Origin of the sequence: Flagellimonas myxillae (assembly GCF_023502235.1) — a bacterium.
Classification (GTDB): domain Bacteria; phylum Bacteroidota; class Bacteroidia; order Flavobacteriales; family Flavobacteriaceae; genus Flagellimonas; species Flagellimonas myxillae.
The window spans coordinates 698951-722679 of sequence record NZ_JAMFLY010000001.1 but is presented as its reverse complement, the minus strand read 5'-3'; the positions used below and the strand labels follow the sequence as shown (position 1 = coordinate 722679).

Below are 23729 nucleotides of genomic sequence, written 5' to 3'. Positions count from 1 at the left end.
GTGATGAATTGCCGAAATATGGAAAGTTATTGAATGGATTGATAAATCACGGGGAATACATTGTTCAGGAAGTTGTTTGATTGTTGGGTATTCTGACTATACGTTACCAAATGTTCCTGGGCAGCAATAATCATCATGTTTTCATCAGGAATAAGCATCAGATATTGTCCTCCATAACCTTGACCAAAAACAACTTTTTTGTCCAAATTATCGGCCACGTACCAATGTAGACTGTAACCAGAGCTTGATTGGGGAATTTGCAATTGTACTGTGGAAGATTGTTCTATCCATTCTTGTGAAACAAGTTGTTCCCCGTCCCAACGACCTTTATCAAGAAACAATTGCCCAAATTTTGCTAAGTCTTCCATGGTTAGTTGCAATCCTGTTCCTCCCCAAACATTGCCTTCCAAATCTTTTTCCCATTCAAATGAACCAATATCAAGAGGTATAAACAACTTGGAATTTGCATAATCTGCCATCGAACTGTTTGATTTTCTGCCAATGATTTCACCTGTAAGATGAGTAAGTAATGTATTGTAATTAAATGTACTGCCTGGTTCGGATTCAAGTGCTCTTGAAAGAAGATTTTCAATTGGATTTGACATTCTTCCCTCAATCAAATCCAGCACTTCGGTTTGTTCGTCCCAGGGCAGTCCAGCAGTCATATTCAATAGATTCCTAATGGTCAATGATTCCTTTTCTCCAATCAATAAATCCTGATACAGTTCCTTGATACCATAATCCAATCCATCCAACACCCCATCCTCAATTGCTATTCCAACCAAAACTGAGGTTATGTTCTTTGTAATTGAACGAAGGTGAAATTTTGTATCCGATGCATTCCCATTAAAGTATTCTTCAACCATAACCTCACCATTTTTAACAATGTACAAGGCTTGAAAATTTTCGGCTTTGGAGGCGTTTTGCGCAGCAATATCCAATAAGGACGTATCCAATCCATTTTTTATGGAATTTTCCGGGTTATCAGGAAGGTTATTATCGCCGTCGGGATTGTTTTTACTACATCCGATGATAATCAAACATAAAACAGATAGTCGAAAAAGGGATTGAAACATGGTTTGATACATTTAAGTAAGCAACGTAAAACACTGAATGACAGCTTTCAAAAAACATGCCAACTCTATAATATGCAAAAGCGCACTATCGTAAGCTATAGCTTAATTTGAAGTTTGAAGTGATGGTTTTTGGAACATTAACTTTTAAAACGCTACATTTAATTACCTGTTTATCAACCATCAAAACCACATCCATCAAAAAAAAACTATACATACTAATAGTATTATGCCTTGCGGCCGCACAACTGGGCGCACAGAACAGCGTACTGGATAGTCTTCAAAAACACTATAAGACCGTAAAAGAGGACTCATCGCGAATCAAGGTTTTAAAAAACATTTCTTGGCAGTATCTGAACAACAGCCGGAACCTGGAGCTGGCCGAAAAGCATATTGATAGCTTCCATACTATTAGCCAACGCATTAATTCCAATGGGGGAATCCAATTGGCCCATTATCAATATGCTGTTCTTGAAAGACAGCGGGGCAACTATGGGGAGGCCTTGAACCATATCCAAAATTATCTGGATTATTATGAGTCCAGAAACCAACCTTTTACAATGGCCAATGGCCTGTATCAAAAAGCATTGACCCTGGATGATCTTGGGGACTTTGAAAAAAGTTTGGAAATCTACTACGACATCCTAAAAATCTATGAGGATGAGGGTGATCGTTTTGGAGAGGCATCCACCTTGAACGCCATTGGCGAGGTCCTAAAAAAAACAGGAAAAAAAGAAAAGGCCATGGAGACCTATACCAAGGCCATGACCATTTTCACCCAGTTGGGCGATAAAGGAGAAATTGCCAATTGTCTGTACAATATTGGAGACGCACATTTACAAATGGAAGCCTACGACATGGCCCTCGGCCATTTTCAAAGGGCATTGGAACTTGATCTGGAAACCCAAAACGAATGGGGTCTTGCCTACGATTATGCAGCCATTGGTAAAGTATATGCCTTCCAAAAGAATTTCGGTGAATCCCTGAATTATCAAAAACAAGCATTGGAGCTTAGGGAAAAATTAGGTTTACAACGCGAGCTTTCCATGAGCCATACCGAAATAGGAAAGGTCCATTTGGAATCGGGCAACTACGGTCAGGCCGAAAAAAGTTTGATTACTGCCATAGAGATTTCAAGGAAAATTGGAGCAAAATCCGAACTGCAAACGAATTATGGTCTCCTTTCCAATCTCTATGAAAAAAAAGGGGACTTTCAGAAGGCCCTCACCTTCAAAAACCAATCTGTAAGCCTAAAGGACAGCCTATACAATGAGGCAAAATCCCAACAAATTGAGGAGCTGCAAGTACGTTTCGACACCCAAAAAAAACAAGATGCCATAACTGCATTGGAGAAAGATGCTGAAATAATTGAATTGCAGCTGAAACAACAGGCCACCCTTCGAAACATTATTATAGGAGTAGCCGTTGCCATTGTCCTTTTTCTATTGTTTGCCTTTAACCGATACCGACACGCCCAAAGGGTAAAACGGGAAGACGAGGAAAAAAAGCGTGCCATCTTGGAGGAGCGTGAGCGAACAGAAATTGAAAAACAAAGGGTTAGCGAGCTTCAGAAAATTGACCAATTAAAGGATGAATTTTTGGCCAATACCTCCCATGAACTGCGAACCCCGCTTGTGGGTATTATCGGTTTAACCGAATCCTTAAAGGATGGAATTGCAGGGGCCTTGCCGCCAAAGGCCATTGAAAATTTGGATATGATCGCCAACAGCGGAAAACGATTGTCCCATTTGGTCAATGACATTCTTGATTTTTCCAAATTGAAGAACAAGGACCTGATACTTTCCAAAAGACCGGTGGATATCTATGCCGTGGCCAACATCGTACTGCAGTTGTCCAAGCCACTGTTGCAGGGCAAGCAGGTGAAATTGATCAACTCCATTCCAAAGGAAGTGGTCTTAGTGGATGCCGATGAAAACCGACTCCAACAGATTATGTACAACCTCCTCGGTAATGCCATAAAATTTACTCCCAAGGGGTATATTACCTTGCTGGCCGAACCCAAAAACGATATGTTGTCGGTTGTGGTTTCCGATACAGGAATCGGTATTCCCAAGGACAAGCTCGAGACCATCTTCAATTCCTTCGAACAGGTCGATGGCTCCACCCAACGGGAATATGGTGGAACCGGCCTGGGGCTTTCTGTAACCAAAAAACTTGTAGAATTGCATGGGGGAACCATTCAGGCGACTTCGGAGGAAGGTAAGGGTTCCATTTTCACCTTCACCCTTCCCATAAGCGCTGAAAAACGCAAAAAAACGAAGGCTAAATTTGATGCTTCCATGGATTTTGTACAAAATTTGAACACCTACAAAGAAGAGCTACTGGCCGAAGATAAACCCAAGCTGGATACGCAGGGCATCAATATTTTGATCGTAGACGATGAACCTGTGAACCGACGGGTTTTGGAAAACCATCTCACCGTGGCCGGCTACAGCATATTTGAGGCAAGTTCTGGTAAAGAAGCCCTGAAAATCTTGGATTCCGGGACCAACTTTAGCTTAATTCTCCTGGATGTAATGATGCCCGGCCTTTCTGGATACGAGGTCTGCAAAAAAATTAGAGAAGATATACCGGCAAGCGAACTGCCCATTATTTTGTTGACCGCCAAAAATCGGATAAATGAATTGGTGGCAGGTTTTGATGCCGGCGCAAATGACTACTTGACCAAACCCTTTTCCAAAAACGAATTGTTGAGCCGTATCCGCACCCATGTAAACCTCAACACCATACATAGGGCCACTTCCAAGTTTGTGCCTCTAGAGTTTGTGCAATCTGTTGGAAAAGAATCCATTACCGACGTACGATTGGGTGATCACGTAGAAAAAAATGTGACTGTACTTTTTAGCGATATACGGGATTACACCACTTTGGCCGAGAGCATGACCCCAACCCAGAACTTCAAGTTTGTAAATGCCTACGTAGGTCGAATGGGTCCCATTATCAAGGAAAATAAAGGTTTTGTAAACCAATATTTGGGAGATGGAATCATGGCATTGTTTACCGATGAACCCGAAAATGCCCTCGATGCAGCCATTGAGATGCAACGTACCTTGGCCCTCTACAACAAAAGAAGAATTGAGGAAAAGGGATATAAACCCATAACAGTAGGTATGGGTCTACACTCCGGCCCCCTGGTCATGGGAATCATCGGAGATACCAAAAGAAATGATCCTGCGGTTATCGCCGATACTGTAAACAGCGGCGCACGGGTGGAGGGGGTAACCAAGCATTATGGCGCCAACATCATTATTAGTGAGAGTTGTTTGACCTCTATGAAGGATTCCAGTGGGTTTAACTTTAGGTACCTGGGTAAGGTCAAGGTCAAGGGCAAACAGAAAGTGATGGGAATCTATGAATGTATCGATGGGGATTCGGTGGAAAGCATTTCCTTGAAACTAAAGACCAAAAAAGATTACGACGAAGGAGTAAAGCTGTTCTTTGATCAGCAGTTTGAGGAAGCCGCCAAGCTTTTTGAAAAAGTGCTTGCCCAAAATCCAGAAGATACGGTCGCCGTTTATTTTCAAAATAAAGCGAATATTTATGCCATTTCAGGTGCTCCCGGCAACTGGCAGTCCGTCACGGTAATGCACGAGAAGTAATGGGCTAATTCAATTGTGCGATTTCAAAGACTTCCGAAGCATTTAGCCTTGAGCTTTTGACCTTGTACGCGCGATACTTTTCATCGATAGTCTGCTGCGCTTTTTGAATCAATTCGGCATAATGCAAGGGATGCTGATCAAACAAATTTTCAAACCGTTTTTCCATTCTCAAATAATCCTGGATGGGAAGAAAGGGTTCTTGGGAATCCAATTCCAGGGCCTTTATGCTTTTAGGGTCTCTCCGATAGAGCATCCATTGACCGGAATCGACCGCGGCTTTATGGTACTGTGATGGATTCTTCATATCTATTCCATGTGCCGGACTGTGGCAATATGCAATGATGATTGAAGGGCCATCGTGTTGTTCGGCTTCGACAAAAGCTTTTAAGGTCTGTTCTTGATCAGCTCCAATGGCTACAGAGGCCACGTAAACATCAGGATAACCCATCGCTAAAAGTCCCATGTCTTTCTTTTGTTTTTGCTTTCCTTTTGCGGCAAATTTTGCTTTGGCTGCGAAGGGCGTTGCTTTGGACATTTGTCCCCCGGTATTTGAATATACCTCGTTGTCCAAAACTAAAATGTTCACATTTTTGCCAGATGCCAAGACATGGTCTAATCCCCCATAACCAATATCATAGGCCCAGCCGTCGCCCCCCACAATCCAAATGCTTTTTTTGATCAAATGATCCGAAACCTCCAAGAGTTTTTCGGCATCGTTGTTATTTAGGTTGTTTAGTTGTTTATTTAGTTGCTCCACACGCACTCGTTGTTCTGAAATCTCCTGATCTGTTCGCTGTGAAGCATGTAGTATTTTATCTGCCAAACCAACCTCCAATTGGTCCGACAATTTTGATAGTAGGTTTTTAGCCCTATTTTCCTTGTGATCAAGGGACAGTCTAAATCCTAAACCAAATTCTGCGTTGTCCTCAAATAAGGAATTGGACCAAGCCGGACCTCTACCCGCACCATTCTTTGACCATGGCGTGGTGGGCAATGCCCCACCAAAAATGGAACTGGCACCCGTAGCATTTGCCACTAACATCCGATCTCCAAAAAGTTGCGATAACACTTTCAAATAGGGCGCTTCCCCGCACCCATCGACCCCCATGGCATAGGTAAATAAGGGCTCTTGAAGCTGCTGTTGCGCCACTTTGTTATTATCAATCTTTGTGCGGTCGAACTCGGGAATCGAAGTGAAAAATTCCCAGTTCTTCTTTTCAATTTCTTGTTTAAAGGTTGATTTTTTCATGGTCAATGCCTTGGCAGGACATGCATCCACGCAATTGTTACAACCTGTACACTGATCAGGGTTCACCTGAACCGTGTAATTGAGCAAATCAAAGCCCTCGATACCTTCTAGAAAAAGTGTTGATTTGAATTGCGTCGGAGCGCCATTTAGTATTTCCCGCGGATAAGCTTTGACTCGAATTGCCCCTTGTGGACAAGCCATACTGCAAACCCCGCATTGAATACACAGATCTTTGTCCCAAACAGGGATTTCGTGATCTGCATCCCGCTTGTTGAATTTGGAAGTGCCCGTTTCAAAAGTACCATCAACAGGAAGCATACTAACAGGAACTTGATCGCCCTTCCCCGCAAGTAATCTGCCCAAAAGAGTGTCTGCAAATTCAGCATCCATCTCCAAAGGCTGTTCTTCTTGATGGATCTTATCGGTTTCTACCTTTCTGATCCTTCCCATTACCTCATCGGAAAATAGATGGCTAGGCAAATGGTCGGTCATTGCAAAATAGCAAGCGTGCAAGGCTGAAACTGCAAGGCCGTTGACGCTGATTGTTTCTGGAAGCGTTTCCAAATCCACGAGATAAACCGCTATGTTCTTTTTCTGGATATTTTTCCGGATTGCATCCGAAAGGCCTATCCAAAATTCGTCAGGTCCTAAGTTCGAATTAACCAACAGGGCACCCGCTTCAACAAGTTTTGCAATGGCAGAATCCTGTTCCACAAATTTGCTGGACCCACAAACCACAAAATCTGCTTTATCAACCATATACGGTGCTTTTATAGGGCTGTTGGCAATACGCAAGTTTCCGACACTTCTGGAATTTGATTTTTTATAGTCACATTCCATATACCCTTGAACAAAATGATCCGTGTTGTTCCCTACCAATTTTAAGATGGAATTGAAATGGTGTTGGGTGCCCACCTCCTTGGTTTCGTAAAACAAAGCCTGATGGCTACCCTGGGAAAATGTAAAATCGGAATCAAATTCCAAGCTTAATTGGGTTACATCATCTGTAATTCCAATGGTGAAATTGTTTTTGGGCTGCTTTCTTTTTAGGTTGTTCACTACAGCTTTGACCATGGCAGGTGTTAGCTCTTTAGAAGAAAGACCGTAGCGCCCTCCAACAAGTTTGGGGGTGCTTTTAAATTTAGAATGCCCCTTATGCACCACGGATTGCAATACATCCAAATAAAGTGGCTCCCCGGTTCCCCCAGGTTCTTTGGTACGATCCAATACGGCTATGGATTTGCAGGTCTTTGGAATGCTATTTAATAAATGATCCGTGCTAAAAGGTCGGAACAATCGAACCTTTATCAGTCCAATTTTTTCGCCTTTCGAATTTAAATGAAGTATAGTTTCCTCCACGGTCTCGGTGGCCGAAGCCATGGCGATGACCACCTGTTCCGCTTTTGGATGTCCAACATAATCGAATAAATGGTATTGCCTTCCGGTAAGTTGGGCAAATTTGTCCATTTGTTCCTGGACTATATTGGGGCAGACATTGTAAAATGGATTTACGGCCTCCCTACTTTGAAAGAACACATCCGGTCCTTGTGAAGTTCCCCGAATTACAGGGGTGTTTGGGTTTAGCGCCCGATTGGCATGGGCAGCTACAATATCTTGTGGGATCATGGCACTTATGACCTGATCCGTTACTTTTTCAATTTTTGAGGTCTCATGTGAAGTTCGAAAGCCGTCAAAAAAGTGTACAAAGGGTATTCTGGAAAGCAAGGTTGCTGTTTGTGATATCAGTGCAAAATCCATGGCTTCTTGTACCGATGCCGCCCCTAAGAATGCATATCCGGTGTTCCTTACCGCCATAATATCACTATGGTCTCCAAAAACCGATAAGGCATGGGTCGCAACCGACCTAGTGGCCACGTGGATTACATTAGAGGTAAGTTCCCCGGCAATTTTGTACATGTTCGGCATCATCAGCAAAAGACCCTGGGATGCTGTAAAGGTGGTGGACAGGGCACCAGTTTGTAACGATCCGTGCATGGCCCCGGCCACCCCTCCTTCTCCCTGCATTTCAAATACAGAAGGAACATCACCAAAAATATTTTCTTGCCCATCTGCACTCCATGCCTCGACCAATTCGGACATTTCGGAGGATGGGGTAATAGGATAAATGGCACAGACCTCGTTAACACGATAGGCTACATGGGCCACTGCCTGATTTCCATTTACGGTGATGTATTGCTGACTTTTCATTTTGGGAGGGATTGTCACTTTTACAAAAATGAAGTGAACAAGCCGCCTAAACGGCGGCTTGTTTCATTCTTACTTTTCAAACTCAATAGATACTGGAGTTGGATTACTGATAATGTCAAAGACAGGAGAGAATTGCGCCAAGGCTCTCAATTGCTCCTCAGAAGCATCAGACTTCACTTTGAACTTTACAGTTATACCATCGTATCCTTTTCTGATTTCAGGATCCAATCCCAAAAATCCCTGCAAATCGATACCACCTTCCAAGGTAGATTCCATACCCTCGATGTCGATACCGTGGGCGGCAGCATGGTAAGTCATTGCAGCAGTAAGGCAAGATCCCAATGCATGAAGAACAACTTCAACTGGGGTTGCAGCTTTATCTTCACCCAAAAGAACACTTGGATGATCACACTCCATGGTAAAAGTTTCTTGTCTTGTGGTGTCTTCTTGTCCAACACCGTAGAATCCTTTAGCACTGGTTACACAATGTCCTCCAGTGATCCAATTGTTCTTGGCCCTAAATTCGAATTTGGCCAATTCTGGGTTTCCTTGTACTGCATTGATAGTATCTACCAATTGATCTACGTTTACTCCGTTTTTAATGTTTGCTGTTGTAATCATTTTTTTTGTTTTTAAGATTAATTATTTCGCATTTGCCATAAAGGATGCATTTGGCGTGCCAAAACTTATAATCAAATGAATTTCAGCTTATTACATCAAAATCAGAAGCATGGAATGCTAACGATATTTCGCTAATTAACGAAATATCGTTAGTAGATTTATGAAATCTCGTGAATTTAGACGGGCCGAGAGATACCCATGGCCTTTATTTTGGAAGTGAGGGTTGTAGGCTTTAATCCTAATAGTGCAGCTGCTCCTTTTTCCCCGGAAATTTTCCAGTTGGTTCGCTTCAGGGCCCTCAAAATATTGGACTTCTCCAGTTCCATCCATTCTTGGGCGGTAAAGATTTGCTCGGTTTGCGTTTCCTGCATTGGGTTTTGGGTTCGATTGGGATTTGGAATGATGCTGGACCAATCCACCCCGCCACTTTGAGATACTATGATGGCACGCTCTACGAGGTTCTGCAGTTCCCTTACATTCCCAGGCCAATCGTAGTCAAGGAAAAGGTTTTCCTGTTGTTCGGTCAATGGCCCTACCTCTTTATTAAGCTTTTTACCATACTGCAGTACCATTTGGTTGGCGATTAAACAGACATCGGTTCCCCGGTCCCTTAGGGCGGGAACTTGAATAGGAAAAACGTTCAACCGATAAAACAGGTCTTCCCTGAATTTACCTTCTTTGGAAAATTCGAACAAATCGCGATGCGTGGCGGCGATGATGCGCACATCCACCTTTACCGTTGTGGAACTTCCCACAGGATCAAACTCCCCCTCCTGGATAACCCTGAGCAGTTTGGGCTGAAGGGCCAATGGCAATTCTCCAATCTCATCAAGAAATATGGTTCCTTTGTCTGCTAAGAGAAACCTTCCCTTTCGGCTAGCCGTGGCCCCGGTAAAGGCGCCTTTTTCGTGTCCGAATAGTTCACTTTCTATAAGATTTTCCGGAATAGCCCCACAATTTATTCGGATCAAGGGTTTTTCACTGCGTTCACTTGCCAAGTGAATGGCCCTTGCCACCAATTCCTTTCCGGTTCCTGTCTCCCCCTGAATCAATACGGTCGCCCTGGTCTGGGCTACTTGCTCAATAAGGTTAAGCACTTTTATCATGGATTTATCTTGACCAATTATCCCATAGCCACTGGTCAACTCCTTAATTTCCTCTTGTAAGTACTTGGTCTGGTTGGTAAGGGAAGTGATCTTGGATTCAGCCTGCAAGCGTTCTTCAATATTCCTAAGAATCAAAGTGTAAAAAGTACTCTGATCGTTCCCATAACGGCTAATCGTTCCTTCATTTAAGGTTTCCCTTTCATCTGAGCCAATAACCTTCACCACTTTGGGCAGATAGGTATTCATCCCTTTTCCATTCCCGGACAAATCCGCGGAGACCAAAGATTCCAATAGGTCGGCTCCCGCCTCGTCCAAAAAGAACAGAATGTTTCTTTGGATAACATCTTCGTTCTCCAGGACTTCCTTGGCCGAATCGTTGGCCACTAGTATTCTGAAGTTACTATCGAACATGATTATGGCATCCATGGCCCCATTTATCAAGCCCATCATTTTGGAATTGGCCAATTCCAACTCCCGTTTAGAAACAGTCAAACGTTCCTGTATGATATCCAATTCGCGGTGCCTTTTGATAAGTACGGACAAAATCCCTTGCGCAAAACCTCTATCCGTGGTAATCAATTCCACAAAATGCTTGGTCTCAATCTTTAGCAAGCTGGTATCCTCAACCGCGGTTACTGATGCAGAGCGGGGTTCGTCATCAATAAGGGCATATTCCCCAAAACAATCGGTCTGGGAAAGCATAATGTATAAGTGGTCCTTATCATGGACCTTCACTTCCCCCTCCAATATCACATACATGGCATCCCCCACATCGCCCTTTTGGATAATGGTGTCCTTTTTTCCGTAATGTTCCTGCTTTAGATTTTTGCATAATTGCAACAATGAAGGTTTGGATACTTCCGAAAAGAAGGTAACCCCGGTAAGGAAATCTACAAGTTGGTCGGGTGTGGATGTGGTCATTGTTCCCCTATGAAGGTTAGGAATAAAATAAATATACAGATTTGAAATTTAAATTTTCCCTTGGTCCATTAAGATTGCGGGGGAAAAAGGCCAGTTTTATCTTTCTTTCCACTATAGATTTTATTGATGGTTTTTTATATTTTTATTTTACAAATTTATATTGATGACGATAACACAATTGCAGTATGTTCTAGCAGTCGCCGAACATCGAAACTTCACCTTGGCTGCGGAAAAGAGTTATGTTACCCAGCCCACATTGAGCATGCAGGTGCAAAAATTGGAGGACGAACTGGATGTTTTGATTTTTGATCGCGGAAAAAAACCCATCATGATTACCGAGGTGGGAAAGAAAATTGTGGCCCAAGCCAAGAACATAGTCGCCGAAGCAGAACGCATTAAGGATATTGTGGATCAAGACAAGGGATTTATTGGCGGGGATTTTACCATTGGAATCATCCCTACCGTTATGCCCACTTTGCTGCCCATGTTCCTCAATACTTTTATAAAGAAATATCCCAAGGTCAACCTTATTATAAAGGAACAGCCCACAGAAGCCCTGATTCGCAATATTCTGGATGGGCATTTGGACGCCGGAATTGCGGCCACACCTCTTGAAATTGAATTTATAAAGGAACGTCCGCTGTATTATGAGCCGTTCGTGGGTTACGTGCCAATAAACCACCGGCTATCCCAGCATAAAGAGTTGGGAATTGAGGACCTAGATGTCAATGACATCCTATTACTCCAGGATGGCCATTGTTTTCGGGATGGGGTCATTAATCTTTGCAAGACCCCCAAAAATATGAAGGACGAGCAATTTAAAATTGAAAGTGGAAGTTTTGAAACCTTGGTCAGTCTTTCTGACGAAGGTATGGGCATGACCCTTCTCCCCTATCTGAATACCTTGGAACTGGACAAAGCCAAAACACAACAATTGAGGCCTTTTAAAAACCCGTCACCTGCCCGTGAAATCAGCCTTATTTATCACAAGAGCGAACTGAAGATACAGATTACGGAAGCCTTAAAGGAAGTGATATCAAGTATTGTGAAGGGTGCAATCGCGTTTCAGGATGTGAAGATTATCAGTCCCTTGTCAAAGAATTAAGGGCACTAGGAATAAAAAAAAAAAAGGCCGCTTTCGCGGCCTTCTTTAATTTGCTTCCACTAATAATAAAGTGGGTCGTAATTCCGGTTTATCCAAAATAAAGAATTGCAACCAGATTTTAAGTTCTTCAATTTCACTTGGTAGTAGCCTTGATACGGCTTTTTTCAGTTCTTTAGCGAATAGTTTAGCATCAAAACTCACCTTTTGTAAGACGGTTTTGGTGTAATCTAACATTGCTCTAGGCATAGAAATTTTGATTTGGATTAAAAGGTTGTCCTCCTAAAATATAAAAAAACAACACGCTATGCATGGACTCAGAGTTAAAAATTAAATAATTTCGTGTTAAAATCGATGAACCGCAAAATGTACCGTTCATACAATCAAGTAGTTAACTATCTGGCAGTCATGCCGTTCGTAGTCCTTTTCCTGCTATCCGGGTGCTCTTCATCCCGCTTCGCCCATTTTAAATCCAAGGTAAATTCCGAGCCACTCAACAGTTCTTTTCATGGATTGGTCGTCCTCAATGCAGAGACCCAAAAGGAGATTTACAACCACAACGGACACCGCTATTTTACCCCGGCCAGTAATGTCAAAATCGTTACCCTTTATACCGGGATTCAGTTATTGCCTGAGCAAGTACCGGCCCTAAAGTACGTTTCGCAAAACGACACCCTATATTTTGAGGGAACAGGTGACCCTACATTTTTACATCCCTTTTTCAAGGATAGTACTGCTCTTGGGTTGATACAAAAACACAACGTTCTTTATTGGCATCCCAATAATGCCACCGAAGACCGTTATGGTCCAGGATGGGCATGGGAAGATTTCGACACTTACTTTTCCCCTGAAAAAAGTACGCTACCTCTCTTTGGCAATGTAGTGACCCTATCCAGTTCCCCTGAAATTTTGGTGTCTCCCAAATTTTTCAAGGATGATGTTGAAATTGTCAAGCAAAAATTCCGGAGAGCTGAATTTGAAAATCGGTTTTATCTACCACCCAATATTGCGGACACCTTGGAGGTGCCTTTTGTGATCAACGACCAGGTCGTAACGAATTTGTTGTCGGAGGTTACCGGAAAAGATGTGCACACTGTTCCACAATTCCCTGAGGCTGAGAAAAAGGTACTTTATGGAGCGCAGATGGATTCCATTTATAAAAGGATGATGCACCGAAGTGATAACTTTTTGGCAGAACAAATCCTACTGCTGGCCTCGTCTACCTTATCGGACACCCTTGGCACCAAAAAAGCAATCTCCCATATGTTGGATGGAGACTTAAAAGATTTGCACCTACCTCCACGATGGGTGGATGGTTCCGGACTTTCCCGTTACAACCTTTTCACTCCTAATTCCTTGGTACAGATTCTTCAAAAACTTCACCGCCAAGTTCCCGAAGAACGACTGTTTCAACTTTTCCCCATGTGGGATGCTACCGGAACCGTTGCGGAATGGAATCATACGGATGTCCCTCCTTTTATTTTTGCCAAATCCGGTTCGTTTGGTAACCACTACAACCTTAGTGGCTATCTTAAAACCAAATCGGGGAAGTTGCTGATTTTTAGTTTTATGAACAATCACTTTAGAGTTCCCTCACAGGAAATCCGGAGGCAAATATTTGAAACCCTTAAGACAATTCATGGGACTTATTGATTTTCCCATGGTCTACGAGTTTGCCAAAGTTTTGCATTAGCACTTGCAATTTTGGAGAGATATAAGTTTCACAAAACGGCTTCTCAGGATTGTTGAAATAATAATCGTGAAATTGGACCTCGGAGGACTTAAACTTTCCAAAACGAAAAACTTGGGTTACCAACTTGGCCTCAAAACCCTTCTGCAAATCCCTTAAATGGATTTCAGATTGCTGAAGGTCCATTTCATTAAAAGCATAGATGGCAGAACGGTATTTTTTTCGAAAGGAATGATTACTAGTACTCTTATGGGTATGCAAGTGCACTTCGATCAAATCCTGTAATGTAATCAAGCTGGGGCTAAAGTGAACAATTACGGCTTCGGAATAGGCATCCAATTCCTTTTGCGTGGAAACAAAACCCTGCTCCACTTTATCCACACCTACCAACGATTGAAAAACGGCTTCGGTACACCAGTGGCATCCTCCACCCAAGGCAATTTTCTTGAGTTCCATATGGTATTGGTCGTAAAACCCCTAACCGAATAACTTATGTATTTGGGCATACTGTAACAGCATGATGGTCTTGGCGTCCCTAATTTCACCGGCGCCCATCATTTGAAGTGCCTGTTCAAACGACATTTCGAGTACTTCAATATTTTCCGTTTCGTCGTCGGCCCCACCCCCCTCGCTAACTTTCATGTCCTTGTGATATTCTCCGATAAAAAAGTACAATATCTCTGTAACCGAACCTGGGGACATGTAGGATTCAAAAACCTTTTCCACCTTGTCGATTTTATACCCTGTTTCTTCCTCGACTTCCATTCGAATGGTCTGTTCAGCATTTCCTTTTTCCAGTATACCGGCACAGGCTTCGATCATCATGCCATCCGTATTGCCATTCAAATAGGTAGGCATTCTAAATTGCCGGGTCAATACAATGGACTTATTTTCCTTATTGTACAATAGAATCACAGCCCCATTACCCCGGTCGTAGGCTTCCCTAACCTGGGTTTCCCATTCGCCATCTTCCCGGTGGTATTCAAATGTAACCTTATTAAGGGTATACCAATTATCGGAGAGCAATTCTTGTTTTATGTTCTTGACTTTTCCATTTTTCATGGGCTATTGGTTGTTGGTTAGTGGTTAGTGGTTAGAGGTTAGTGGTTAGTGGTTAGTGGTTAGCGGGAGGCAATGTACTATTTTATACAGAAGCAGCATTGTTTAAATAGCGCCGAAAGGGGAGCATCTCCATATAGACCGTTTTAATTTTTTTATCAAAATTCTTACTCAATACTTCTTTGGGGTCCAATTCATGGACGACAGCAAAGGTTTTGTTCCTAAGTAGATGAATATGCGGATGATCATTGACAAATCCTTTTGGGGCATTTGTCAGTTTTTCATCTTCATAGAGGGTTCCAAAGGTTTTCCTGAAGGAGGGTTTATCAAGAATTTCCTGTAGTTCCTCCCCATTATAGTCTATCCCTTCCCGAATACTCCGCAGCGTCATTGGGTCCGGGCGCCAAAATCCCCCTGCCAACAAGCATTGCTTTACCCCTATTTCAATATAAAAATCCGCCGAATGGGGTGCCTTGTCCAGGCCTGCTCCAAAATGATCCTTATAAATAGGTTTATGGGGATGGAACATCAAATTATTATTGATTCGATTAATCCCTTTTTTACCTGGCGTTGGGTAATAATCATCGTCCACTTGTGCCATGGCCATATCCAATCCATCCAACCAAAGGATAAAATCCTCGCGAAGGGACTTATACCATTTTCGGTTAGCATCCATCCATTCTTTGGAGTTGTTTTTTTGGAGATTGCCAAGGAAGTCGAATAAAGCTGAAAAGTCCATGTGCAGATATTAAGAGACTAAAATAAAACTATTTTCCCCTCATCTAATATCTATCGTCTTGAGTCTTGGGTCTTGGGTCTTGAATCTAATCTCTAGAATCTATTATCCCCCATCACAATATCACCCAGTCCGCCGAGGATACTGCCCTCTCCTTTGTCCTTGCCCCCTCTTGGAATGGATGCAAGAACCCTTCCTGCCAATCTACTGAATGGCAATGACTGGACATACACTGTTCCAGGTCCTCGTAGGGTTGCGAAAAATAGGCCTTCTCCGCCAAAAACGGTATTCTTGATTCCGCCGACAAACTCAATATTATAATCCACCGTGTGGGAGAAACCGACGATACAACCTGTATCCACCTTAAGGACTTCTCCAGGAGCCAGTTCTTTTTTGGCCATGGTTCCTCCCGCATGTACAAAAGCAAGGCCGTCCCCCTCCAGTTTTTGCATAATAAAGCCTTCGCCACCAAAAAGTCCGCGCCCAAGACGTTTAGAGAATTCAATCCCCACGGAAACTCCTTTGGCCGCACATAAAAAGGCATCTTTTTGGCAAATGAACTTGCCTCCCTTCTCCGATAGGTCTATTGGGACAATTTTACCTGGATATGGTGAAGCGAAACTTACTTGCTTTTTACCTTGACCTATATTTAAAAAAGCAGTCATAAAAAGGCTTTCGCCTGTCAATAACCTTTTACCAGCAGAAAATAATTTCCCCAGCACCCCGGAATCCTGACCGGACCCATCACCAAAAATGGTGTCCATTTTTATATCGGTATCCATCATCATAAAGCTTCCCGCTTCGGCAACAACGGCCTCTTGCGGATCCAGCTCTATTTCCACATATTGCATTTCCTCTCCGTAAATCTGATAATCTATTTCGTGTGCGTTCATTGCTCCTTTGTTTTTTGTTGACACCTATAAGTTGGGCGTTTCTAGTTTTTGTTACAATGGAAAGGTAACATCTCGCCAGCAAACTTTCAATTGAAACCTACTTTTCCGCAATACAAATAAGATGTTTTAAGGTTCTATGGTACAATCGGCCCTGGGCAAAGGATGGGGTGTTCACAGACCACGTATTTCCCTGGGGACCAAGGTCGTTGAGGCTGATAAAGGCGGTTTCGTCAAAAACATCCGTTGTGGCATCTATACAATATACAACCCCCAGCATGGTTGTGAAAAAAATCTTTCCGTTCACAGCGATGGGGTTTCCGTTAAAATTCCAGTGCCATCCATCCCTTCGGGATCTTTTGTCATTGGATACATCCAATCCCCTAGCATTAATGGTTTGGGTAGACATTTCCTTGTTCCAGATATAAGATTTATCATTACCAGCGTATGCCACCTGAACCGGAAGCTGCAAGTATTCTGCCTTTCCGGTGTTCAGGTCTACACGGGCGATGGAGTATTCAGGCCCGATGTCCTTGCGATAGTTCCCAGATTTAAAACAGAGGAAAAAGAGTTTGTCCTCCACAACGATGTTGGTAAACCAAGCCGGGAACACATTAATTCCCATGTCTTTTTGGATATCTACATTTTTTTGGACCATATAGGAATCAGTTTCGGTATCGTAGCTCCGGATATCGGCATTTGCCGTCAAGGAAACCTTTCTTTGCAATTTCCCGGTTTTGGAATCCACAAGATGAACCACACATTCCTTTTCGGTATACCAGACCGCATAATCCTCGTTCCAGGTTGCATTGTATAGGGCCAAACCTTCGTCCGCATCGTATTTCCAAATCCTTTTCCCATTTTCCAAGTCGATCAAGGAATATCCCACTGGAGTTTCGGGAACATCGTGATGTCCCCCCCTACCTATCATCATAGCGGGTTTTCCATCGGAGGTCGTGGACAAAAAGGGCGTATTGTAATGTGTTAGCCCGTCCTGGGATATCCAGCGTACTTTTCCGGTAGCCTTGTCAATTCCATACAAATAGTTCCATCCATAAACGCGGTCACCATCCTTTTCCCAATAGGTTTCCATATTGATGATCAGCGCTCCCACAACCACAGGTTCAAATTGCTTGTTGAATGGAAAATGGACCCCATCCAATTCCTCAACCGGGTTCCAGGTGCGTTCCCAAACTCGGTTCCCATCAAAATCAAAACAGCTTAGGTTTCCACTTGCATTGTAAAACCACACATGCTTCCCATCGGTCACTGGCCCAGGGGTGGACGAATCGCTGAATCCATACATATACTCGCTATCCGCGCTTCCTTTCAATTCTTTCTGCCATAGGATGCGGCCATCCTTGGCATCGATGTGCAAGGCCAATACATCCGCTCCCTTGATTGGCTGGCCTTCCTCAATTTTTTGTACGGGTTTCATGACGGTAAGAAAGATGGCATCCTCCCAAATTGTAATGCCACTTTGCCCTCCTTCTGGCAACTCCGCTTTCCAAAGAATGTTCTTTCCCGTGGTCACGCTGAATTCAACTGGAACCTTATCATCAGTTTTTATAGTCCAATCGCCAATTGGGCCCGAGGGTTGAGGCCAATTATTTCCTGTTTGGGCCTGTGCGGCCAATCCAACAAGCAACGAAAGTGCAAGGGTTAGGTTTTTAAGCATTCTAATAATTTATTTTGATTTTTATTTTACGACGAAAGTTTCCTTCCAAGATACTGGGTCTCCCTGTTCAGTGAATCCTTCCAGATACACCTCATACGTTCCGGCTACATCTGAGGTATAGAACTCTATTTTGGTGGTTTCTTCTTCCAACGTCACCTCTGGTAACCAAAGAAGTTGTTCCCTGAAATCTGGGATTTGGGCTGATTTTGATGTGTTGCGAGCTGTATACTGCTGATTGAAATACCTTTTGGAAGGTAAAGGAGAAAACAGTTCAGTTTCGAGAATAAAATCCCTACTAAATTCCTGGTGAAAGTTTCCATCTATGGTTTCCATTGCAATTATTCCTTTGTAAACAATGGAATTGATAACGCAATCTTCCCGGGAGAGATTTACTTTTTTAATTCGCTTGGCATCAAAATCGATAATATCACTGTGTCGCTGGATCAGCAATCCGTCCATCAACACCAAGGGAATGGAATTGGGATCGATCTCGTCTTCCGCTCCCCTGATTTTCAATTGTTCCCCATCCTTGTTTCCCCGATGTATCCATACATGTTCCAAAACTTCTGAGGCTGTTTCCCTAATGGTGGAAAATCGGGTATAATCGTCCAAATCATACACTTTGGAAAAATTGCGGTACACGGGTAGGATTTGTTGAATGGGTTGCACGGTATCCCGCTTCATCTCAATAAAAGCATTCTCTACTTGATTGTGCACACTACGTTTTAGGATCAAATCGGTCATTTGGGGCGTTATGACCAATTGGTCAAACTTCAAATCTGCGTAGTTTATGGAAGATTGCTCGTCCAGTTCAATAGCAAATGCATCCTTGTTCTCTCCTAAAATCTGGACAAAGGCCCCGTTGTTTTGGTATTCTTGGTTAAGGTTAAAATAAAACTCGCCATTGCCGTTGGTCCGAGTCAGTTTAAGAACGAATTGCTCTCCTGGAAGGGATAGAGCAACCACTTCCTCCTCCAATTTAAGATTGGGGTCTTTTGGAATTATTCTTCCGGACACCAGTTCGCCCCTAAGCTCTGGTAGGTTATCGGGATTTGTTGAGCCGATTATTTTTTGACCATCTGCTGCACGTTGTTGCAACATATACCCTTGGGCAGACAACAGCGGTGTTTTTCCAATGGTGTCAAGCTTACTAATGGATAGGGAATAACTTCCCGAGTTTTTTTGAAGTGCCTTAATTGTCAAAATCCCTTGGTCACGGAAAGTGAAAGTCTTTTTGTTGAGGGCAAAAGTGAAGATTCTGTTTTGGGTATTTTCCGTTTCATAGTTTCCAGGATCGGTATCAGGAGACGGGCTATTTGACTCATCGAGATTTTGTGCAATGGATGTTTGATTATTTTGGAACGGGTTGATCAATCCGATGTCACTTTTAAAAAAGTGGTCCATGTCAGAATTCTTCATCCATTGGGTGTATCCAATAAGCTTGTAGTTCCCTGAAGGCACCGTCACCGGGATGAAGAACTCCCCTTGCCCAATACCATTATTCAACCGTATCTTGTGACGAAACACCACATTGGAATCCTCTCCCACCAATTCCACATACCCTATTTTACTAAAGTTACTCATAGCCTTGGTCCCGGATTGCAAAACATACATCTTATAATACAGCTGCTCACCGGCAAATACTAGGGCCTTGTTATGGTGCAGGTACACTATTTCCTGATAGGCGCTTCGCGGTGTATTGGTACTTCCAACTTGTCCCATCAAGTTAAGCGAAAGCAAAAACGCGAAACTCGCGACCCAAAAACCAAAATTCTTTTTTATCATCTCCATTTGCTCCACACTAGTTATTCTTCCCAAAATTCAGGTAAAGTTGTATCCCACATCACAGAACAATCTGCACAAACGGTTGTAACCACAGCAATATCTCCTGTTGGGGTTGAACTGTGGTACCTCACAGCATCAGATGCCAATAGATCAAAAATATCTGGAGTACCATCGTTGGTTTCCAAAGGAGGAACAAATGGCAAACAGGCATCTACATAAGGAGGTAACTCCTCATCAGGAAAAAAGTCTGTATAATTGAAGAATATCCTCTGGGATGTTACCGATGCCACATGAAAGAACCCAAGTACTTTTTCGTTTGAATTGCTTGTTGATCTAACGTTCCCTCTAAAAAAACCCGGTTGACTGGGTGAAAATAAATCGTCTTCCGCTGTTGATTCACCCAAGGTCTGCAAATAACTATATGATTCCTGTGAGATAACAAGTTGTTTGACCAATATGCTGTAACGATGTGATATAATGAAATTACTTCTATCAATAAAACGTATGGGAAATCTTTGAAGGTTACCTGAGTTTGATTCCTGTGGCCTGTTCAAGATGATATCATTGGATAAATCGGTATTGTAACATGTTCGTCCCACGCTACCATATATGGGCCAAGGCACAAGCTCACCACCTAGCAGTCTTAAAGTTTGACCGCTCCAAGAAGGAGCAATTATCTTATAGGTCTCCTCATATTTATAACGAAAGTGCTTTGAGAGCTGCGAATTGTCGTAGTTCACTGTTATTTCCAGGCCTTCGGTTTCATCAATGGTTGTTCTGGTAACCGTTAAGTCATTCATCGGCGTAGGGTCCAATCCCAGGACAGCGTCAGATTCGTATGCCCGACCGTCGTTGGTCCTCACCAAAAGTTGATATCTCCTCCCTGATTCTATTCCAAAATCTATTGCTGACCCATAAACACCTGGATTCATTTCCTGAAAAACATATTCATTATCAAGATCATCAACAATGGTGACATTGGCATTGGTCTCCGGTGTTGGAACCAATTCTTCCAAGGGAAAGGCCCTGCTTAAAATTACTTGCTGTTGCTTCACTTCGTCAGTTATAGTTGCTTCGATAACCAACGCATCTTCAAAGGTTTCCGTTTCGGGCACAAAAGACTCGATGCAACTGTTGAGCCCAAATCCCATCAGCAGTAATACTGCAGTTCGAAGCATGCCCAATTGCGTCCTATGTAACATCTTTTCTTGCATCAAAACTTAAAATTATAGGTAATGGTTGGGATTGGAATGGAAAATATTGAGCTTTTATATGCTTTTATCTGCCCCTCTTCGGTCACAAAGAAGACGGAAAAAGGGTTGTTCCTTCCCAACACATTATATATAGAAATATTCCAAAAACTGTGGGCGAACTTCTTGATCTTATGGTTTCCTTCGATATTGAAACTAACATCCAGACGGTAGTAGTCCGGTATCCTAAATTTATTTCTGTCACTATAAAAAGTGTATTCCTTGCCCTCGTACACATAGTTGCCAACAGGATAGGTGACCGGCCTCCCTGTTTGGTAGGCAAAGTTGGCCGAAAGACTGTAACGCCTATTGAATTTAAAGTTGGTCACTAGGCTCAGGTCATGTGGCTTATCGTAATTTGAAGCAAAATAGGATCCGCCATTTATACGTTCCTCCTCCAAGGCCCCATCAAACTTTATCAGGGAACGGGAGTACGTATAGCCCAGCCATCCATTCAATTTCCCCTGGTTCTTTTTTATCAGCAATTCAACTCCATACGATTTTCCCTCTCCTTGCAGAACGTTGGTCTCCACCGCTTCATTGAGCAGCAAGTTGGCCCCGGTCTTGTAATCTAAAATGTTATCAAACTTTTTGAAGTAGCTTTCTATGCTCAACTCGTATTCGCTATCATTGATGTTCCTATGAATCCCTAAGGCAAATTGATCGGCCCGTTGGGGCGCTATATTGATGTCCGATAGTTTCCAGGTGTCCGTAGGGGATGCAGTGGTGTTGTTGCTCAAGGTATGGACGTATTGGTAGGTATTGTTGAAACTAGCCTTTACTGATAAACTTGGGTTTAAAAAATATCGTGCTGAAATCCTGGCTTCCGCACCACCATAGGTTTTGATTACCTCATTCTTATCAAAGGTTTGTGTTTCAACAAGGGTTTCCTCGCTTAGGGGTTGCCCGGGCTCGTAAATGCGTTGCGACGAGGCCCCCAAGGCGGCATATAAGGAATATCTCAACCCTGCATGGATCGACAATTTCTCGTTGATCTTAAAATCATCCGAAATAAACACCGCTGTTTCCAAGCCCCTTTCCTTGGGAAGAAATATGGGGTTGATCACCGATTCTCCAGATAATGGCTCAATACTTCCGGGGTTAACGCGATAAAGCTTCCCGGAAAATCCGTAATCAAAATTATGGTCGGAATTGTGCAAATACTTCATTTTCAATTTCAACAAAGTCTCTTCGATATTGTATTTTAAATCGAAGTCGTTCACTGAATTGGCATCGAAGTTTATGTCAAATTTGTATTGGCTATTGGTAAAAATCAGTGCCCCTTTGCTTCGTTCGCTAAACTTATGGTTCCACTGTACCGATGCAGCACGGTTACTATAGGACTGCACCGAATCCCTGGTAATGTTAAAGGCATCATCACTGTAATAGCCCATCACCTTAACATCGTTGTTCTCGTTGATTTTATGATTGTATTTGGCTATTACGTCAAAAAAAGAAGCCTCGCTGTTCTTTAAGGTCTCATCATCCAAAGACCGTAAAATCCAGTTGGAATAAGTGGCTCTTCCTCCGATCAGGAGCGAAGATTTATCCTTGACCACCGGTGTTTCCAACATTAAGTTACTGGTAACTGGGCCAATGGAGGCCTCCCCAGTAAACTTTTGATCATTACCATCCTTGGTCTGGATATCGAAAACGGATGACAGTCGTCCACCAAACTCTGCGGGAACATTGCCTTTGTAGATTTCCACATTGCTGGTCGTAAAAGGGTTGATTGCGGAAAATAGTCCAAAAAAGTGCGCAGGGTTGTAAATAACCGCATGATCCAGTAGAATCAAGTTCTGGTCTGTTTTTCCACCCCTCACGTTGAAACCTGCAGCCCCCTCTCCAGCGGTTGTCACCCCAGGTAAGGCCGTGGCCACCTTAAAAATATCCCGTTCGCCCAATACTAAGGGAATGTTCTTGATCTCTTTCATCTCAAGTTGCAGCACCCCGCCAATGGTCTGTTCTATATTCCTGTTTCGATTGCCTTCAACGACCACTTCATCCAGCACTTCAAAACTCTCAGTAAGTTCAAAATTCAATTGGCCATCCCCGTAAACCATAAGCTCTTTTTGTTCCCCTCGATACCCCAAGCCACTTACGGTTATCTGATTCCTTCCCAAGGGTACCTCAATGGAATAATAACCTTGGGCGTTGGTGGTTGTACCACTCCCCGTCTGTTTTACCACAACGGCCAAATCCAAAATGGGCCTTTGGGTAGCTCTATTCATGGCACGGCCTTGTAGGGTTGCAGACCGTCTTGAGCTATTTCTATCCTCTCTTCCAATTTTAATGATCGCATTGCTTTTTCGGATCGCTTCTTGACTGGTGCCCTGAAGAATGGGCAACATATCATCGGCAGCTATGTTTTCCACTACAAGGGATTGCGTACTATCAATTACCGTGGATGGAAAGAAATTATCTGGAAGTTGATCATAAATTACGCTGCCCTTGGTCAAGATCACCCGTCTACCTTCCATGATATGGTAGTTAAGGTCAGTTTCTGCGAAAAGATGATCCAATACCTCACCAATAGACGCTCGTTCAAAGTTTCCGGAAACACGTTTGGAGCCCATCCAATCATCAATATAATAAAAGGTATAGGTCGTGGACGTTTGAAGCTTAACAATGGCTTCCTTAAGTGGCAAATTATCAAATTGCACGCTTATCCGGTTCTCCTGATTTTGTGCCAAGCCCAAATAAAAACTGAATAAAATACAAATGCTCAATACAGCTTTCAT

16 protein-coding genes are annotated in these 23729 nt (G+C 43.0%); 3 read left to right on the top strand and 13 right to left on the bottom strand.

Annotation, left to right across the window (positions count from 1 at the left end; genetic code table 11):
• Nucleotides 1-26: 26 nt before the first annotated feature.
• Nucleotides 27-1076, bottom strand: coding sequence for a serine hydrolase domain-containing protein (locus tag M3P07_RS03295; RefSeq protein ID WP_249968470.1), 1050 nt, complete (start codon nt 1074-1076; stop codon nt 27-29).
• Between the two features lie 107 nt (nt 1077-1183).
• On the opposite strand from M3P07_RS03295, the gene M3P07_RS03290 reads away from it, so the two are divergent.
• Nucleotides 1184-4693 carry a tetratricopeptide repeat protein gene (locus M3P07_RS03290; RefSeq protein ID WP_249968469.1) on the top strand — a complete coding sequence of 1170 codons (3510 nt, stop codon included), beginning with the start codon at nt 1184-1186 and terminating at the stop codon, nt 4691-4693.
• A 4-nt stretch (nt 4694-4697) separates the two neighbouring features.
• Here the strand turns inward: M3P07_RS03290 and M3P07_RS03285 are convergent, their stop codons facing one another.
• The 3 genes from M3P07_RS03285 to M3P07_RS03275 form a co-directional block, all read right to left on the bottom strand.
• Entirely contained in the window at nt 4698-8150 is a 3453-nt protein-coding gene (locus M3P07_RS03285) for a 4Fe-4S binding protein (RefSeq protein WP_249968468.1), read from the bottom strand.
• Nucleotides 8151-8219: 69 nt separating this feature from the next.
• On the bottom strand, nt 8220-8771 hold the full coding sequence (locus M3P07_RS03280; protein ID WP_249968467.1) for an OsmC family protein: 552 nt from the start codon (nt 8769-8771) through the stop codon (nt 8220-8222).
• 176 nt (nt 8772-8947) lie between these two features.
• Complete coding sequence (locus M3P07_RS03275) at nt 8948-10798, bottom strand: sigma 54-interacting transcriptional regulator (RefSeq protein WP_249968466.1); 1851 nt, start codon at nt 10796-10798, stop codon at nt 8948-8950.
• 163 nt (nt 10799-10961) lie between these two features.
• Here M3P07_RS03275 and M3P07_RS03270 point away from each other — a divergent pair, with 163 nt between their 5' ends.
• A complete protein-coding gene (locus M3P07_RS03270; protein WP_249968465.1) occupies nt 10962-11903 on the top strand; it encodes a LysR substrate-binding domain-containing protein in 942 nt (313 codons plus the stop codon).
• A gap of 45 nt (nt 11904-11948) precedes the next feature.
• On the opposite strand, the gene M3P07_RS03265 is transcribed toward M3P07_RS03270, so the two are convergent.
• Entirely contained in the window at nt 11949-12149 is a 201-nt protein-coding gene (locus M3P07_RS03265) for a hypothetical protein (RefSeq protein WP_249968464.1), read from the bottom strand.
• Nucleotides 12150-12308: 159 nt separating this feature from the next.
• On the opposite strand from M3P07_RS03265, the gene M3P07_RS03260 reads away from it, so the two are divergent.
• A complete protein-coding gene (locus M3P07_RS03260) occupies nt 12309-13553 on the top strand; it encodes a D-alanyl-D-alanine carboxypeptidase (protein WP_249968463.1) in 1245 nt (414 codons plus the stop codon).
• Here M3P07_RS03260 and M3P07_RS03255 read toward each other — a convergent pair.
• The 8 genes from M3P07_RS03255 to M3P07_RS03220 form a co-directional block, all read right to left on the bottom strand.
• Nucleotides 13528-14046, bottom strand: coding sequence for a peptide-methionine (S)-S-oxide reductase (locus M3P07_RS03255; protein ID WP_249968462.1), 519 nt, complete (start codon nt 14044-14046; stop codon nt 13528-13530). The two genes, M3P07_RS03260 and M3P07_RS03255, sit on opposite strands and share 26 nt — an antisense overlap.
• Before the next feature lie 21 nt (nt 14047-14067).
• A complete protein-coding gene (nudK, locus tag M3P07_RS03250; protein ID WP_249968461.1) occupies nt 14068-14652 on the bottom strand; it encodes a GDP-mannose pyrophosphatase NudK in 585 nt (194 codons plus the stop codon).
• A gap of 82 nt (nt 14653-14734) precedes the next feature.
• The gene (locus tag M3P07_RS03245) at nt 14735-15388 is read right to left on the bottom strand and encodes a DUF2461 domain-containing protein (RefSeq protein WP_249968460.1); all 654 of its coding nucleotides are present in this window, start codon (nt 15386-15388) and stop codon (nt 14735-14737) included.
• 92 nt (nt 15389-15480) lie between these two features.
• A complete protein-coding gene (locus tag M3P07_RS03240; protein WP_249968459.1) occupies nt 15481-16278 on the bottom strand; it encodes a TIGR00266 family protein in 798 nt (265 codons plus the stop codon).
• 97 nt (nt 16279-16375) lie between these two features.
• Nucleotides 16376-17953, bottom strand: a complete 1578-nt coding sequence (locus M3P07_RS03235; RefSeq protein ID WP_249968458.1) for an outer membrane protein assembly factor BamB family protein — start codon at nt 17951-17953, stop codon at nt 16376-16378.
• A gap of 21 nt (nt 17954-17974) precedes the next feature.
• Nucleotides 17975-19771, bottom strand: a complete 1797-nt coding sequence (locus tag M3P07_RS03230) for a hypothetical protein (protein ID WP_249968457.1) — start codon at nt 19769-19771, stop codon at nt 17975-17977.
• Nucleotides 19759-20952, bottom strand: coding sequence for a DUF4249 domain-containing protein (locus M3P07_RS03225; protein WP_249968456.1), 1194 nt, complete (start codon nt 20950-20952; stop codon nt 19759-19761). Before M3P07_RS03225 ends, M3P07_RS03230 begins: the two co-directional genes overlap by 13 nt.
• Nucleotides 20952-23729, bottom strand: coding sequence for a TonB-dependent receptor (locus M3P07_RS03220; RefSeq protein WP_249968455.1), 2778 nt, complete (start codon nt 23727-23729; stop codon nt 20952-20954). The genes M3P07_RS03225 and M3P07_RS03220 overlap by 1 nt, the downstream gene beginning before the upstream one ends.

Excerpts from the sequence above, each read along its gene's own strand:
- nudK (WP_249968461.1), bottom strand. The coding sequence starts at position 14,652 with ATGAAAAATGGAAAAGTCAAGAACATAAAACAAGAATTGCTCTCCGAT.
- M3P07_RS03235 (WP_249968458.1), bottom strand. The coding sequence starts at position 17,953 with ATGCTTAAAAACCTAACCCTTGCACTTTCGTTGCTTGTTGGATTGGCC.
- M3P07_RS03225 (WP_249968456.1), bottom strand. The coding sequence starts at position 20,952 with ATGCAAGAAAAGATGTTACATAGGACGCAATTGGGCATGCTTCGAACT.
- M3P07_RS03275 (WP_249968466.1), bottom strand. The coding sequence starts at position 10,798 with ATGACCACATCCACACCCGACCAACTTGTAGATTTCCTTACCGGGGTT.
- M3P07_RS03280 (WP_249968467.1), bottom strand. The coding sequence starts at position 8,771 with ATGATTACAACAGCAAACATTAAAAACGGAGTAAACGTAGATCAATTG.
- M3P07_RS03295 (WP_249968470.1), bottom strand. The coding sequence starts at position 1,076 with ATGTTTCAATCCCTTTTTCGACTATCTGTTTTATGTTTGATTATCATC.
- M3P07_RS03270 (WP_249968465.1), top strand. The coding sequence starts at position 10,962 with ATGACGATAACACAATTGCAGTATGTTCTAGCAGTCGCCGAACATCGA.
- M3P07_RS03255 (WP_249968462.1), bottom strand. The coding sequence starts at position 14,046 with ATGGAACTCAAGAAAATTGCCTTGGGTGGAGGATGCCACTGGTGTACC.
- M3P07_RS03285 (WP_249968468.1), bottom strand. The coding sequence starts at position 8,150 with ATGAAAAGTCAGCAATACATCACCGTAAATGGAAATCAGGCAGTGGCC.
- M3P07_RS03265 (WP_249968464.1), bottom strand. The coding sequence starts at position 12,149 with ATGCCTAGAGCAATGTTAGATTACACCAAAACCGTCTTACAAAAGGTG.
- M3P07_RS03245 (WP_249968460.1), bottom strand. The coding sequence starts at position 15,388 with ATGGACTTTTCAGCTTTATTCGACTTCCTTGGCAATCTCCAAAAAAAC.
- M3P07_RS03260 (WP_249968463.1), top strand. The coding sequence starts at position 12,309 with ATGCCGTTCGTAGTCCTTTTCCTGCTATCCGGGTGCTCTTCATCCCGC.
- M3P07_RS03240 (WP_249968459.1), bottom strand. The coding sequence starts at position 16,278 with ATGAACGCACACGAAATAGATTATCAGATTTACGGAGAGGAAATGCAA.
- M3P07_RS03220 (WP_249968455.1), bottom strand. The coding sequence starts at position 23,729 with ATGAAAGCTGTATTGAGCATTTGTATTTTATTCAGTTTTTATTTGGGC.